Genomic DNA, 16,490 nt, shown 5'->3' on the forward strand with positions numbered 1-16,490 from the left:
ATCTTGATCCCGTAGCTGTAATGCTTGTGGAACCAGCTGTCATCGAGCCGGATGGTCGTCGTCAACTGACCGCGGGCATGACTCGGTAGTAAGTCCCGCTCTAGGCCACTGGCCGGGATAACCCAGACCCAGTGACAGAACCAAGGTTGTAGCCGAAGCACTGCCGGTGCTGACATGACGCGGTGATTCAGTCCGCCATACGACCGCGCGTCTGTGCAACAGGCCGAGCAGAGTGGTACCAGGTGGCACGGCTGAATTTCACAGTTGCGTTGGTCGGGCCGTCTTGACGTGGGCGGTTTGACCAGGAATGCGTAGAGAGCTGGGATGCCGAGTGCTACGTACTGGCGTAGTTGCTCAAGGTCGATCGGCGCAGTCCATCGACGTCCCCCGGACGCCGAATCAACTGCCTTGCACTCGAATATCGCCAGATTGTTCGTGGTGAAACCCACAACATGGTCAACCGAGCCACGGGACTGCGTCGGCGACCAGATGAGAGCGAACGGATCGTGCCGAACGATCTCCGCCGCAAGCAACGAATCAATCGTCCGTTCCGGTATTAGCCTCTCGCTACACATCATCCATCCTCCTCTGATGTGGACCATACAGACGGGACTGCTGCACGGACAGGTGACGCTGTCACCGGATCGTTCAGCAGTCCCGTAAGGATGTCCTGAGCCTTCGCACGTCAAGCCGCTTTGTCACCGTCGTCGGCGTGGCCCGGGTCAACGAGGCACGACCTATTCTGGCCGCCCTCGGCGCGGCCCTAGGCAAGGTGCGAGCGCTCGATTCGACTCGACCGCTCACCATCGCGATCCGACCCGCGACCGGCTCGGCCTGCTCCACGACAGCATCGCCGCGTCACCAGCATGGCCAACTCGATCGACCAACCTGCGCGTGCACCTCACTCGGACCCCAATAACGGGCTTCTGCCGCGGAGGCCCGCGCGGCAGCGAAGAGCTGATCCGCGTCCGATGAAAGTCAGGGACCGAACCCTCAATGCGTAGGCTGGCCTACGAGTTCGCGATCAAACTGACTCACATTTCGCGGCTTAAGACAAATAGGGCCAGGTCAGGTCCCGTCATAGGCAACCTGCAGTCGTGTGGTGCCCTTGGCTGTATGCAGGAATGCATCGCCCTGTCCGGCCAAGGATTCGGCTCCGGTCTCGTCCAAAATGATGCGGCTGTCAGTCGCGGTCTTGACCCGCAGGGCGAGTTGGGCAGGGAAGTTGGACCGGATAGTCGTCGAGATAACATCGGCGCTCGGGCGCTGCGTGGCAGCTATAACATGAATGCCCGCAGCTCGGGCCTTTTGTGTCAGGCGCTTCAGTAGCGCTTCGATTTGCTTCTTCTCGTCAGGGTCGCTCGTGAGGTCGGCGTACTCGTCCAGGACGATGACAATCCATGGCTTTCGGTCGGCTTCATCAACCTTGGCGTTGTACTCGGCTAGTTTACGCGTGCGGATCGCCTTCATGTCGGCGTAGCGCACAGCCATCTCTTCGACCATTCCCTCAAGAATCTCTATGGCGTCGGCGGCGTCCATACCGATCATTCCATCAAGGTGAGGGTCATCCTCGAAGTCGACAAGCTCGGTGCCCTTGGGATCGACGAGGCGAAGCCGCAGGGTGTCAGTGTCGTACCGAACCAGGCCCTTCAGGATCGTATCCAGGGCGACAGACTTTCCTGATCCGGTCGTGCCCGCCACCAACAAATGCGGTGAGTCCGCGGAGGACAGGTCAACGGTGACTGGGTTGCCTTCGATGTCGGCGCCCAATGGGGCGATGAGGCTGTCGGGATTTGTCGGGCACTGCTGCCACAGCGCCTTGGCGTCAACACCGTACTTCTCGTCGTCGGTCTTGGGGATCTCGAAGAGTACGGAGCCGCGGTCGGTGCGGGTACGAATGCTGAATCCGGAAGGCAGTTCCAGGGCCAGGAAGATTTCGTCGCGTCGATTGATCAACTTGTCCACGGTAACCCCCGGACTAGGGATAAACCGGAAGATGTAAAAGCCAGGTCCTTCTTGCCACATGTTGACATCCGGCGCCGTTACTGTGACCTTGTGGTGGGAGAAGACGTCGATAACCTTGTGGTATCGGACACTCAACTCTTCTTCGGAGAGCGCACCGGGCTGGGTATTGAGAGGAGCATCGCCTATATGTGCAGCAGGATCAGGCCTCATTATGGTTCGCAGCGTGGTTGTCGAATGTATCCCTCCGGAAATATCGGCAGATGCCGTCGGCATTTCTTTCGCGGGTAGCTCGGCGGAAATATCTGCGGAGACGGACCTGACGTCTGCGGAGACAGTCGCGTTGGTGATGCGATCCTCAAAGTCGACAAGAGGGGCGGCATTCGCGGGATCTTGTTTGGCACACAGAGCGTCGATAAAACTCAGCAACTCGTGCTTATTCAACCTCACCAGGGTGTGCCTGCCGAAGTCGCTAATCGCTGGGGCCGGTCGTTGGTCCTCAGCGGAGATGGCCACCGCAACGCCGGTGACTTGACCGAGCTGAACGTCCTCGGAGCGCAAGGCATCAAGGACTTTCGCCTCAACTTGGCGGGGGTCTTCGCTTCCAATAATGAATCGGGCTGGAAGATCCGCGGGTTGTAGGACACTGCCACTGGTCTGAGTGATCGCGGCCGCGAGCTCGTCCAGCCAGAAGGGCCGGTCATCGTGGACCTCACCATCCGATCGGAAGGCATCCACGCACAGGTCGGTGGTGCGATTGAGCTGCTCCTCGGCCGAGCCCACATCGAATGTCTGGCGGAACTTGGACTCGACAACCAGGACATCCAGCTGAATCGTGCCGTCGTCCTGAACTGTCAGGACGAACCGGCCTAGATCCGCGCGGGTCTTTTGGCTGCGGCCGAACCAGCGGTGATGCTCGTCGAAGCTGATCCAAGTGACCAGACTCGTGCCCCCGAGAGGGACCGGGAACTGCTGGTCGATGACAAACCGGGTGGCGACTAAGCCGACCACCTCGTTGACTGTAGTGCCGATGCCGAGCGAACGCAGGACGGCGCCAGGGGCCACATTGCGGGCGACCTCGTATATCCGTCTGGCAGTGTTTTCGGAATCCTGCGAACTGACGACATTGATCTGCTCCAGCCGGCGCCGTAGTCGCTGGACGACGAACTGCTGACCAGTTTGGGAGCTGACAATCAGGGTGTACGACTCATTCTTTCCGACGTTGGGTTTAACGAGGATCACGTCAGGACGGTTACGCAGGGCATCGATCTGCTCACGACCGATGAAGCTGTCGAGGGTGACGACCCAGTGGGCCACATGGTGCAATTTCGCGAACAGGTTCAGGTGCTGGTCGAAGCGCACCTGCATCTCGAAGTAGTCGATGCCATCGACGCTCTCTTTGGCGACCGGGGAATCGCGGTGGTAGCGCACGCACAGCGTCGACCAGGACTCGAGCGCCTCGTCTGCGGTCTCAGGCAATAGAGCCCTTACGACGTTCTCGCTGGACTGAGCCAAGTTATGTGAGGCCGGGTGCTTCCAGGAGTTGAACGAGCCGGACAGGGATTCCTTCTTGGTGCTCTGGTTGATACTTGTCTGGGCGCCGAACAGCGCGGGAGCCAGAGCGAGGTCGATGGAGTCTTCCAAACCCGACAGGTCCGCTCCCTGGTCGGGCTCCCATGCTCGCAATATGAGTTGGACGTCGGGCAGGAAGCTATCCTCGGACATCTCCGCGCCCGCGAACTGCAGGTCGAAACCCTGGATAATCTCGTGATGGGTGGCCTGGGGAGCCAACACGACTAGATCGACCTTTAGGCGAGGGTTCTTCGCGCGCATTTGCCTCGCCACGCGCGGCGGCAAGACAGGGTCGCCGTTGCGGTCCAGAAGCAGCACGCGTAGGCCGTCGAGTTTGTGGGGGTAGGTCGTCAGGTAGTCGGTGATGACACGGACCATCTCATCAATCGCGGTCTCGTCCACGCTGGAGAGCCAGTCCTTGGACTCGTTGCCACCGTAACGGACCGGTGCGTACTCCTCGTGCCCGGCCGATTCGCGCATAGGAATGGCAATAGTATCGCCAGGCCCGACGAGGACCGCCGGTGTCCCGTGGGGTGAGATCCGGTCGATGGCGTCGAAGAACAGGTCCTCGTTCTCCTGGTTGAGGCGTAGGCCTCCCTCGCTGTTCAGGGCGGTCCCAATGTTGCGGGCGGTCTCAGCGTAGTTCTTCGCCAACCAGCGCAGCTTCAGCGGGTGAGTCGCCAGCATCATCATGCGGCGATCGGCAAGTCTGACGACATCAGTCAGGACGACCGCACTCAGATCCGCGTCCGGAGCGTTGTTGGGAACCAAGCAAGCGCGAGCTTCACGGATCACGAGTTCCCACTCGTCCATGTAATCGGTGATCTTCCCGGCATCGAGTCCGGTGGAGAAACGCTTGAAGTGCTTGAGTTTGAGTAGTTCCAGCTGGTTAGCGAAATGTGTCGTGGAGACGGGCTCAGATTCGTCTGACTGCCATTGTCGGGGGTCGCTGAATTTTCCGAGAAAGGTGTCGAAGGTTAGATCGCTATCATCGCCAGGTGGATTTCGCCAGCCGTGGATGATGGCCGCCAGCGCGATTTGCCCTGGGATGCCCAGCGGGTCCCAGCGGAAACGTCGCTGCGCAGTGCCATCCATCTCGACCAGGATGCGCAGCGGGGCCCACTCAGTGATCGACTCGAAAGGCTCGTCTTCCGCCGGCAGGGGCGGCCGAGTCAGGTCTAACAAGCAGTCCCGAACATCAAGACTCAAGCGAAGTCCGGTGGAGTTTTGGATATCACGCAGGGTGCGTGCGTAAAGGAAAGCGAACAACCAACGGCTCCACTGTCCGGCAGCCTGGATGCCTTCCAGCCCGACGACGACAGAGCCTTCCTCTTCGTCTGCGAAGTAAGTCAGCTCGCGCAGCAGGGCCCGGAGCGGGTCCTGGACGGACTGAGTGTTCGGGAAGGCAAGCTTCTCGACCCTGCGGCGAGACCGCTTGGGCAACAAGTCAGCGAGCGAATCGACCATACTGGCCGGGGCCTCGTCGAGGAATCGCTGCGCGGACTCCTGGTCTCCGCGGTCGAGCGCGTCTTCGATCAGCATGGCGTCGAACTCGTCGACCCGAGCTGGCGCGGTCCTCTCAATCTCTTGCCGGATCTGTTGGCCCAGACCGACCTTCTTGGATTTCTGCTCAAAGACCTCCAGCCACAGCGCCAGGTCATGCTCGCCGCGCAGCTGATGAGGGTCCTGTGGGGTGGAGCCACCTTGATTACGGTTGAGTACAAGGTTTCGCATGCGCAACTTGGCAGTATCGGAGTCCGTACCGATGTGGTCCAGGGATTCTACGCTGAACTCGGTCGCGTTAATGCGGTCGCTCAAGTCGTCTTCGGTGATCTCCTTGCCGGTGGGCTGTTTGAAGGCACTGACCGAGACATTCTTCTTGATCCGGGTGGGCAGTGCGGCGGGCCTTGTGAAGAGTTGTCGGTCCGGGAAAAGATCGAGTGTGGGCAGGGCTGCCGAGATCTCGGGATAGACCGCGTCAGGGGTGCGAACTGGAATCGCCGCAACCTTCTGCGCGGTCTCGACCAGGAAGGTCGCCCATCGGTGTAGAGACCGGACCTCCGCATCAGTGGTCGCGCGCCAGATCTCGGACAGGGAACTGGCCATCACGCCCGGCACGGTTCCGCTGCCACCCGCTTCCCGCCACGCCGCTGCCATAAGCCTGTCGAACCCACGCTGGCCGACGGCGTCGTGGTGATCGCCCAGGATCATTGTGTCATCAAGAGCGTTCATGGCCGCCAACCCCTGCGCGTCCGGCGACTCGTCCCACTCGAAGAGCAACACCGCCTTACCCTGTCCCGAATTTCGCCACTTGGTCAGCTGGGTCTGCGGCTCCAGCAAGTACTCAGTCGGTACGCCTTCGATCGGCTCAGAGGCGCCGACTTTCACGACGACCTGACGGTCCGGCGCCCGCAACTGGCGCTGTGCGACATGACGGAGGGCCTCGCTCACCGTTGGTCGATCGAACCCTCGGACCCACAGACCGGCGCGGGCTTCGGTGATCTCAGTGACCCTGCGGAGCGCTTCGTCCGCGACGAAGCAACCGAGGGCTCGAATACTGCTGTCAGTCACTGAGCTCCTCCTCGAACCATGCTGGTCGCATCCGAATACTGCGTGAGCAGGCCGATAGCGGCCAGCTTATCCTTGAACGCCCTCCGGTTGTGATCGAAGACCGATCGGTCGACCTCGTAGGCCAAGGGGTCCACGGCCGCAATCTTTCCCGTCACGAGCCCGTACCTCTCGTACAGCAATGAGCAGAACTGATCGAACTCCATCTCCCTGCCCTGCGGGACGGTGGCATAGACCAGGCACTCAAGCATCGCGGGCTTCATGGTGAAGTGTCGGCGCCCGCTAGTCGCGTTGAGGGCTCCCACAGCGGCGAGGGTCTCACTGAAGAATGATCGGGGCGAGGCGATCGCTTTGCCCGCCTTGGTGAATCTCTCGTAGCCGCGCTTCTTCACATCGTCACCCTGGGCGTCGCGGATCATTTCCGTGGCCTGGACATTGATCGCGTTGACGATGTCATTTCGGCAGTTATTTAGGTTTTTCTGCGATTCTCTGCGAAGTGGACTCGCCTCGTTGCCGAAGTCCAACAGGATCGACCCGCGATCGGTGGCACCGAGCTTCGCGTGTGCCAAATGCAGTTGATGGCGTGCCAAGCAATATGGGACCCAGTGCATGAGACTCTCCGTGCGTTTCGCCCGAGGAGCGTTCGCCCGAGTGACGATGTTGCGGGTACCTTCTCTCAGCAGATCGGGCCACGGGCTGAGGTTCTCGTGCAGCTCAATCTCCGCATCCGAGCCTCTTACGGGCGCTTCGTCGGAGGCGAAGTCGTGTGCGCTAAGGGCTTTGGCGAGATCACCCAAGGGGGTGCCACTGTCCCGAACGAGCTCGGTGAGACCCTGTCGGGTCGATTTTTTGCGGTCAAGGTCACGGTCGGTGCGCAGCACTTTGTAAGCCCAGGTTCCACCATCGCGAAAGAGGTAGCGCTCGATATTCGGAGCTTTCGTGGTAGTTCCAGCGGAGGCCCTACTAGCCAGTGCCCGCTTCTTGGCGCTTGCTCCTCTAGAGGCATCGACCAGCCTGATCTTCCGGTCGACCGCGTCATAGTGGATGAGCTCACCGACGAACGGATAGAAGTGCGCGGCGAACCAGCTGGGTTGGACACGACGCCCAGGGATCTCGACCAACAGGGACGAGAACAGGGCGTGGAGCGTCGCCAACGTCTCAGTAGAGTCCCGATCGATGGCCTTGCCGAGCTCCTCGTCGCCTTCGACGATGACGGTCTTGGTGGCGATCCGCCGCGCCAAGTCATGCGAGGTGCGCTTATAAGCCATGTCTGCTCCATCCGCCAGGAGTCCTGCGAACGTATCCGGGTCGTCCTTATGCGCCAGGTAGACACCGCGGGCGATAGCGAGCATCTCCAGCGGTATATAGAACCCCCGGCCGTGCTCTTCGAGATTCACCCCGAAAAGGCCACGGACGACCTCCGACCTGGAGTAGTCAGCCACCATCACGCACGCACCGATCTGATCTTGTCGCCGATGTCGATCATGAGCTTCCTCATGACGTTGCCAACCAGTACCTGGATCTCTTTGACGTTGTCCGACGAATCGGTCAGCCGCGCAAGGGATGCGCTCAGGCCCCGAATCTCCGCCTCATGCTGGACCTCGCTCCGCAGGCCCGCGGCCCACCGTGTCAGCATCTCGAAGCGCAAAAGATCTGCTTCCACGGAGACCGCGTCATGGCCGGGGGAAACGGCCGGGATTCGGATATAGATAGCCCGGTTCAGCCATTCGACAGCGTCCTGCATCTCCGGAGTCACGTTCGTCTGGCTTTCCCGCTGCCACTGGGTGACCTGGTCGATGACCTCGATGTCCTTACTCGTCTCCCGCCGAGAGATCACGGCAGCGCGGGCGTGGTGAGTAAGGAACGCTGGGTCGAGTATCAAGAAGTCGGGGTTGCGCCCCGCCCGGTAGATACCTTGGACAGCCTCCAGGCCCTTGAGGAACCCATCTCGCACTCGAGTGTCTGCCGGGTCCCGATTCCCATCCTCGATACTGATGAAATCGTCCCCGGCCAGCAGGCCCATACGTGCGAACCGGTCCTCGTTGTCGTCGCAGTTGAAGAAGTCAGCCCGCCGAAGGAACGTGTACAAGCCCCTCAACTGCTCGGCCTGTCTCTGAACTTCTCGATTCGTACGGACCTTCTGTAGGTAGCTGCTGGCGTCCGAGGGAGGGAAGTCGCCGGCCGCGTCTGGATCCAATCGGTCGTCGACTTGGCGGCGAGAGACCTTGCCCGGGTCCAGCTTTCGTAGTGCCAGGAATGTTGCAACCCGATGACGTTGTTGCTGGGTCAGCCGGTCTCCGAAGAGAGCCTGGTGATACATGTGGGGAGCCTGCCACGACGTATCCGTGTGCGACCGTTTGTACTTGGCATGGACGTCCGCACAGGACAGACCGCCAGTCAGCATGTAGCTGGTTACCGACAGCGCCTGGCGGGTCGTGACAACGGCCCCGGTGCGCTCAGCCGCGGCGAACACGTCCCGGATCGCAGTCCGGCGCTGTGGCCCACGAGTGGGATCGCTTAGTTCGTTGCGGTTGGCCAGGATTGGGCAGACGTTTCGCGCATCACAGGTCTCGCAGGCCTTCCACCGCTGTTGCATTGTCCATTGCTTCAGGACCCACTGGATCAGTCCGCCGCTGCGGCTGTCGGCCGCGACGGACTGGTAGTTGAGGTTGATGACCGTTACCAGGCCATCGGGGTCGCTGACCTGTCCGCGCGTGATGCCGGCCGCGAGGGTAGTCACCAGAATCTTCGCGCGCCCGGTGTCGTCTTCGGCGACACATTTGCGTAGCTGGCCCTCGTTGGCGCAGATGATCGCAACACCCTCGTCCGGAGGATCGAGCAGCTTCACGAGCGTCTCGGCGCCTATCCGCACGCTGAGCTCGCTGAGATCTCTGATGATGTACAGCGGGCGACCTGCATAGGTCTGGCCGATCGGGCGGCTCGCGTCGCCGGCATCCAAGAGGTCGCGGAAAACGGCCTTTCGGGCGGCTTCGGTCGTGACTGACTCGGCATCGGACCGCAGCTCAGCGAGAAGGCTGGCGCACAGGCTCGTCTTTCCGTGTCCGGCGTCCCCGGTCAGGACGATGGTTTTCGTCGTCGGCCTCTCGATAGCCGCCTGCAGATAGGCGAGCGTGGCAACAGTGAAAAGCGTCTGCGTAGAGTCTGCTTGCTGCTCGTAGATCATCTCGGAGGCGTCGGCGTCGAACGGCTGGTATCGACGTATGCGTTGGACGTGTTTGTTGACCTCTAGCGACATATTGCCTTCCCTCGTCGACCGACCCCGAAGCGCTGCAAAATTCTAGCCGGAAGCGCTGGCGGCGGAAATTCAAATCCGTTGTCGGAGAGTTTGGAGTACCTCGTTGTCCGCGACGGTGTAGCGTGGTCCGCCCAGGTCTTTCGTGCCCCGATTGTGGGTCTCGGAGACTAGCTTCCGAAAGGGAGCCGTGACCAGGTCGAACCTGGAACATCGGGGTGGTCGAAGCCCACGTCAACCGGATCGATGCTGGAACGGCACATGTTCGCCCAGCCGAGCTGGACTGGCTGAGAAAGCGAATTCTGCTGAGCGACTGAGCGACATACGATCGAGGTCCCCTCCGGCCGCAACCGCGCCTCGGTTACGGCGAGCGATGAGTCGAAGTGGTGGCGTGAACGCCCGTCTTAGCGGAGGGGTTTTGCCGGTGCTGGAGCACCGCGTCCTCGACGCGTATGGCCGCGGCGGCAGGGTCCTCGTGCTCCCAGATCCGGAGGACGGTCCATCCCGACTCGACGAGTCGAACGTCGGTCTCGGCATCGCGCTCGCGATTGTCCGCGATCTTGGCTTCCCAAAACTTGGCGTTCTTTCGCGACCGCCTGTGATGATCCGGGCAACCGTGCCAGAAGCAACCGTCCACGAAGACCGCGACCCGTGGACCCACGAAGACGACGTCAGCTCGTCGCCGAAGCTGCGGAAGTGGTCGCGCGTCGACTCGATACCGGAGGCCTCGCGCCCAAAGGTATTTGCGCAACGCGAGTTCCGGCCCGGTATCGCGGCTCCGGTTGCCTCGCATTACCGCCCGGACGGCAGGGGTGCTCGCCCAGGAACCCGTCGTGTCGGTCGGAGTCGGCAGGAGGCCCATCGCGATAACCGACTTCCATGCCTGCTCGAGGTTCCCCCTCCGCGTGCTGGCGTCGACCTCCCCAACGTAGCGCGTGACCGTCCTGTCGCGGTCGTACCACCGAACGTAGGCGCGGATCCGGCGCGTACGCGGCAACACCTTCAAAACGACTGATGCGTGGGCGACCCGGCCGTCGTCGAGCCCGACGAGCCGGTTGTGGTTCCCGCCCGCGGATCGGTCCTGCTCCGCCGTCCGCTTGGCCCTGTCCAACCCGGGTCGACACTTCCACGCGCTGTCCGGTGGCATCCTGTCGCGCCACCGGTTTGAGTTTGACCTAGCCACCGTTGTACCTAGTTCTCGCCCTTGGCCCTTTCGGCGAGCCTGGCCTCCGCCTCGGTGAGGACCGTGGCCACGGCGGTTGCGAAGACCTCACCGAGCCGGACCGGCACCGCGTTCCCGAGCTGCCTCATCTTCTCCCCCCGGGGGCCGGAGAGTGCCCATTCGTCGGGGAACGTCATCACCCTGGCCGTCTCACGGACTGTCATGTAGCGGTAGGACCCGTCGTCAAGGCGCATCACCGACTCTCCGCCCGGTACGCCATGCACGCCCGCCTTGACCGTCTTCGCTGGCCGGTCCAGCTCGTTCGGTGTGTGGCCTGGATAGATTCGCGCGTCCGGCCAACCGATGTGGTCCTTGACCACGACCGCCCTGGTCACGGGGCTCCAGTGCTTCTTGGCAAGGTCCTTCCAGTGGTCCTTGCGGTCCAGATGGTGTGGAGGGACATCCGGCAGGGGCGGGATCCCATTGGCCTCGTCGCCGAGTAGCGCGTCGCGTAGCGTCCGCCACGGCTGGAGCTGCGGTTCGTCCACGAGCAGCGGACTCTGGAGTGTAAGGGGGATCCGGTCCATGACCGATTTCCGCACGGCTGCGGGTATTTTCGCCATGTGGTGACGTCTCCAATACGTGCCGTCGTGCATGTCCGCGTACAGACACGCGTCGGAGTGCGTGGGGCGCACGAGTTGCCGGTACCTGTCGAAGTCGACACCGAGGTCCCGGCGAAAGGCGATGATTATCACCCGGTTTCGGATCTGTGGTATGCCGTAGTCGGCGGCATTCACCGGGAAGTGAGCGACCTCGTAGCGTTCGTCGTCCGGGATCGACGAGGAGCTGGACAGACTGCGAAGGGTCGCGTCGTGGTCCTCCCAGTCGGATCCCTCGGCCCGTCGCTCGAACGGGAGGGACAGCTCCCGCTCGATGTAGTCGAAATAGGGCCTGAACGAGGGGCGCAATAGGCCTCGTACATTCTCGCAGATCACCGCTTTGGGGCGCATCTCGCGGATGGCGCGAAACATGTGTGGGAAGCCGTTACGGTCGTCCTCGTCGCCGCGCGCCACACCGCCGAGGGAGAAGGGCTGACACGGTGGACCGCCGGCGAGAACGTCGACTTGGTCGCGAAGATATTCGAAGTCGACCTTCGCCACATCCCCCTCCACGAGGGGCGGGCGCTGCTTGCCCGCGGGGATCCACGGCGTGTCGCCATCTTCGACACGTCTGGCCGCGTTGTTGGCAAGCGTCTCACACGCGCGCTTCGCGAACTCGTTGAATAAGAGCGGCCGAAAATTAGCCCGGCCCACGGCCATCGCCAACCCGCCGCCGCCCGCGAAGAGCTCTACGCTGGTGCGCTCGTGGACTTCCTCGCTGGGCTGCTGCGGCATGGCGAAACCATACCGCGGAGCAGTGGTATCGAATGTGTGTTCGATGGAGCGATTTCGGGTTATGCGGTGGTTCCTCCTTCAAGCGGCTTTGGCAGCTCTTCGAGGGTCACGCGGTGACCTCCCTATTTCCGGCTACGACACGCTCGGACCTGGCCCGATGGTCGGGCCCATACGCCAGGCTATTGGACGCAACAGAACTCGACTCACCGTTCCGGTCAGGGCCGTGATTCGTCACGGTCTCCGATGTCGAGGAAGCGACCTCGGCGTGGTCCATTGGTACATGTCGCCCGGCCGATACATCGGCCGGGTCGGATCCCGCCTGAGGAGTACGCGGCGGCGTGTACGCTACACGCGATTGCCACCGTCTAACCGGATCGCGATGCACATCCACCCTAAACGTTGTCTGTGTCGGTTTCGCGCTACGCAGCCTGAGAACCATGAGGGACACACCGCATCGACAGCTGTACTCGTCGGTGGGAGCCTCTCGGCCTGGTGATAGCGTCCGCACCTAAGTGATAGCCATGACCTGGGAGATTGCGTCGGGCACAGGTCCAGCATCACAGTATTCGGTACGGCGCGAGAACTGCTAGTTCGATGTAGGTAGGAGAGCCTGCAGCCGCGCCCAGGGCGCCAGCGCGGAGCCTTGCTTGTCCTCCAGGCGCTCGCAGTCGATCTGCAAGTTAACGTGGTTAAGGGCGTGCCTTTGGCTGCGTTGGCGATATGCCGCTATTGAGGAAACCAACGGCAGTAGGTTTCGCCGGTGTCGAGGGATTTGTCGGATTTTGCTGCGTTGCAATCTCTGCACAGCAGCTGAAGGTTGGTGATGTCGTTCAGCCCGCCGACCGCGAGCGGGATCATGTGGTCGAAATTGTGGGTGCTGAGTGAGTCGTATACGCCGCTCAGGTCTGTCCGGCAATAGGTGCACCGCCCCCGGTCACGGTAGAAGACTGCTTTCTGCGCCCAAGTAGGAGGACTCGTGCGCTTGAGCTTTCCTTCGCCACGGACTCGGAACAGCCTCGCCACCTCGGGTGTTTGAGCGCACGCTTCGGCGCTGAGCTCGGACACGATGCACGACGCGATCCAGTTGAGTCCATAGAGGAGTGCTCGGTTGGTGAAGACAGTGTGGAACACTTCGTCGGCTAGCTGGTCGAGAAGTTGTTCGTACGGCCCGCTCACCATCAGCTCTTCGGCGAAGTGCTCGAAGCACGCGTCCGCAACCCTGTGCGATTCTTGCCATGCGGACACGTTGTGGTCGACTCGGATCATTTCGCCGTGACTTGGCGGGACTTCGAACGAGTCGTCTCCGATGCCATAGTGCCGAAGCGCAACCGTGACCGACATATAGCGCACCGGCCGCCACTGCCCGATCTCATCGCTCGGTACAAACATCTCCGTGTAAGGACCGCCTGTCTCGTCGTAGAACATCCCGTGGGCTGCCCATCGCGCGAACTTGTGGACGAGGGTGTCTTTCGACCAGTTCGCTATGACCTCGGTCTCGCGGCCCTCGTTACGAAGTCGTGAAACCATGGCGATGCCCTGTTCTGCCATGTGGTCTAGCCGTCCGGCGATTTCGAAGGTTCGGTGCCAGCGGTGGACGAACCATTCCGGGCTGTTCCGAGGAGTCGAGCGCACAGAGCAAGATCTTATGATCATGGGCTGACATTGGACACTGAACCACGGTCAGGATCGACGGACAGGCTCTATTCAGTCCTTAGAATGTCGGACACGAGTGAGTCTAGGACCTCTGGAGCGACGACCGGCAGTGCAAAGACTGGAATCTCCCAGCCTGCGATCGACCAGGCATACGCGAGTAGCTGTTTGGCCTTAGAGATTCCCCTACGGTCGGTGGTGGCCTTAGCTATAGTCCTGGCGACCTCGGCCATCACTTGAGCCTGCTGCCACGGGTCGTGGTCAGCGGTGGCCTCGGCAATCACCCGGTCGATCTCGTCCTCTGACTGTGGGTCGGTGAGCGCGTGGGCAATACTCTCGGCCGAGTCACCATCGCCTCTGGCCCAATCCAAGTCGACTTCGGCGAGCACCCAATCGGCCTTTGCCTGCACCCAGCGTGGTTGCCATGAGGTGGGGACGGTGCAGGCGATACCCTCGGCCCGGCTCGGTTCGGCCCCGGTCGTCATTTGGTCGACCTGGACCATCACCCGTGCGAACTCGGCTATCACCCACGCCTGCTGCTGCGGGTCGGTAAGAGCTTGGGCAAGCTTCTCTGCCTGGTCGACGAGTCCTTTCGCCCGGCTGGGATCCCATGGTGCCACCGCGCGGGTGATCTCGACCAACATCCACGCTTGCTGCCATGGGTCGGTAAGAGCTTGGGCAAGCTTCTCTGCCTGGTCGACGAGTCCTTTCGCCCGGCTGGGATCCCATGGTGCCACCGCGCCGGTGATCTCGACCAACATCCACGCCTGCTGCCACGGGTCAGAGGAGGCGCAGGCGATGCCTTCGGCCCGGTCAACAAACCCGCCCGCCCGGCCGGGATTGAGCTGAGCCGCCACCCGGGCGATCTCGACCAGTACGCAGATCTGCCGCCGTGGGTCGGAGAGTAAACCGACAATCTTCTCGGCCTGGTCCGGGTCGACCCCGGCCACTACATGGGCCACCTCGACCAGAGCATAGGCATCCTGTCGCTGCGGATCGGTGAAAAGATCAGCGCGCTCGTGTTGGCTGGGCATAGCCTGGCCTGCGAGGTACCGGATCGGGATGTGAGTGTTGGCCTGGTGGAGACGGTCGCGGTAGCGGGTCAGGCGTGCGGTGGTGAGCAGGTCGGGATCGGGTTGCTCGCAGATAATTTGCTGCACGGTACGGATTTCGGCGAGTGCGGTGGTATCGCCCCCAGTTCGGGCGCGGATGCGGTCGTGGCGGGCTGCGTCGAGGGCCAGTGCTGCCATCCGTGAGAGGTCGCCGTGTTTGTCCAGGACAGGGAAGTGGCGGCGCAGCAGAAAGTCTGGGGTCTGCACAGGCCAGCCGAGGTCACGGTAACGGTCGGCCCAGGCGTGCAACTGACTGAGGCAGGTATTGATGTAGATGGTGCCGAGTTGTTCTTCGGCGGTGCGTTGCAGAGTCTCGTGGGCCAGCACGTACACGGGGTCTCCGCCGCCGTCAGGACCATGAGGGACCGAGCGGGTGCGCAGACTCCGTCCGGCGACCGCGTGGAGCAGTTCGTGAATCCGGAACGGCGCCGTGCCGGTGAGGTCGGTGAGTTCGGAGGCTGTCAGACCGTTGGCGGCGGTGATCAGCGCCAGCAGGTCACGATGGGCTTCGGGGCCACGCAGCAAGGCGCCGAGTTCGGCGAGTGCCTTGGCCTGAACATCGGCGGCGAACCGGGAGGAAGTAAGCGGGTTGGGCTTGGTCTTGGCCAGTCGGTGGCCGTGCGGGATCGGTAGGGTGGGGCCGTGGCGGCTGGCGACCACGACCCGCAGGTTCGGGTCCGGACGCGACGGCAGCAGGGTCACGATCGGCGGTTTGCCGGTGTCCTCGTCCAGGCCGTCGACCACCAGTACCAGTCGGCGCCCAGCCTTGGCTTCCCCGCGAGCCGCGAGAGTGAGCAGTTCGTTGCGCAGCCCGTCGCGGTTGATCGTCGCGGCCGCAATCAGGGCTCGTTGATCCGGCAGCAGCACCGCGAGTTGATCCAGGACGGCGGCGGTGAACGCGCTGTGATCGTTCTGATCGGCGAGTCGATCGGTGATGAAGAACCCGATCACCGTCATGTCTTTGGGCGGGAATAGTGTGAACCACGACAGCAACGCGGACTTACCCGCCCACGGCTTCGCCTTGATCCACATGTACGGCTGGTCCCCGCGGCAGAACTTGGCCACATCATCGAGTTCGGTTTCTCGCCCTCGCAATCCGTCGACCGGGGCGAGGAACTCGCGCACTTGCGACACATACAGTGATCTACCAGTGAGCAGCGCCCCGTTCGACACCACGCCGACCTCGTAATGGTGCTCGGTGTGAGAGACCATCAGATCGCGGCCGGCCTTCACCCGGTCGAAGTCATAGATCGGCGTAGCAGGCCGACGCTCCTCGCTCATGGTTGTGAGGCACCATCATGTCCGGCGTCGATATTCTCGAAAGACATGTCGCCCTCGGAACGAACTTTGCGTGCTCGGACACCAGCCCCCGGAGCACGGATCCCTTTGACCCGCAGCGCCCCCCCAGCTTTGACATTTCGCAAATTCACACCGATCGCTGGCTCCGAAGCGGCCGCGGGTGTGGACTGCCCACTTTGCGCCCACAACGATGCCCCAAATACGCCGATGGTCAGCACCACGACGGCCACCCACATCCACACCGAGTGATCCCCGCCGGTCGCGTAGTTCACCGCTACCGCCAGCCCGGTAGTCATCAACGCGGTCGTCGCCGTAAGCGCCACCACCCGCGACAGTGTCTGTCCTGACACCACATCAACCTCCCACCCGAAATAGTGAGACTGATCCTCGCAGTCCCATGCTCGAAAGACCAGGCGACACAGCCAATGCCGTCCACCAGCGCCCGTCCGTTACAAAACCCAAGCAGCGCAACCCTTTAACATCCCGGGCGGTCGCTCTAATCATGCGGATGTTGCAAC

Annotated in this window: 8 protein-coding genes; all 8 read right to left on the minus strand. The window is 62.2% G+C overall.

Annotated features, from left to right (window positions below; genetic code table 11):
• Positions 1–1,068: 1,068 nt before the first annotated feature.
• Positions 1,069–6,105, minus strand: a complete 5,037-nt coding sequence (locus ACWFRF_RS25150) for an FtsK/SpoIIIE domain-containing protein (protein ID WP_452452530.1) — start codon at positions 6,103–6,105, stop codon at positions 1,069–1,071.
• Complete coding sequence (locus tag ACWFRF_RS25155) at positions 6,102–7,499, minus strand: hypothetical protein (RefSeq protein ID WP_452452532.1); 1,398 nt, start codon at positions 7,497–7,499, stop codon at positions 6,102–6,104. Before ACWFRF_RS25155 ends, ACWFRF_RS25150 begins: the two co-directional genes overlap by 4 nt.
• Before the next feature lie 47 nt (positions 7,500–7,546).
• Positions 7,547–9,358 carry a hypothetical protein gene (locus tag ACWFRF_RS25160; protein ID WP_452452533.1) on the minus strand — a complete coding sequence of 604 codons (1,812 nt, stop codon included), beginning with the start codon at positions 9,356–9,358 and terminating at the stop codon, positions 7,547–7,549.
• Positions 9,359–9,716: 358 nt separating this feature from the next.
• Positions 9,717–10,466, minus strand: a complete 750-nt coding sequence (locus tag ACWFRF_RS25165; protein ID WP_452452535.1) for a very short patch repair endonuclease — start codon at positions 10,464–10,466, stop codon at positions 9,717–9,719.
• 80 nt (positions 10,467–10,546) lie between these two features.
• On the minus strand, positions 10,547–11,911 hold the full coding sequence (locus tag ACWFRF_RS25170; protein ID WP_452452536.1) for a DNA cytosine methyltransferase: 1,365 nt from the start codon (positions 11,909–11,911) through the stop codon (positions 10,547–10,549).
• 726 nt (positions 11,912–12,637) lie between these two features.
• Positions 12,638–13,459 (minus strand): HNH endonuclease, encoded by an 822-nt coding sequence (locus ACWFRF_RS25175; protein WP_452452538.1) that lies wholly within the window; start codon positions 13,457–13,459, stop codon positions 12,638–12,640.
• Positions 13,460–13,611: 152 nt separating this feature from the next.
• Positions 13,612–15,954 carry a hypothetical protein gene (locus ACWFRF_RS25180; RefSeq protein WP_452452540.1) on the minus strand — a complete coding sequence of 781 codons (2,343 nt, stop codon included), beginning with the start codon at positions 15,952–15,954 and terminating at the stop codon, positions 13,612–13,614.
• On the minus strand, positions 15,951–16,322 hold the full coding sequence (locus ACWFRF_RS25185; protein WP_452452541.1) for a hypothetical protein: 372 nt from the start codon (positions 16,320–16,322) through the stop codon (positions 15,951–15,953). Before ACWFRF_RS25185 ends, ACWFRF_RS25180 begins: the two co-directional genes overlap by 4 nt.
• Positions 16,323–16,490 lie beyond the last annotated feature (168 nt).

The sequence above is a fragment of the Nocardia sp. NPDC055165 genome, from assembly GCF_053606985.1.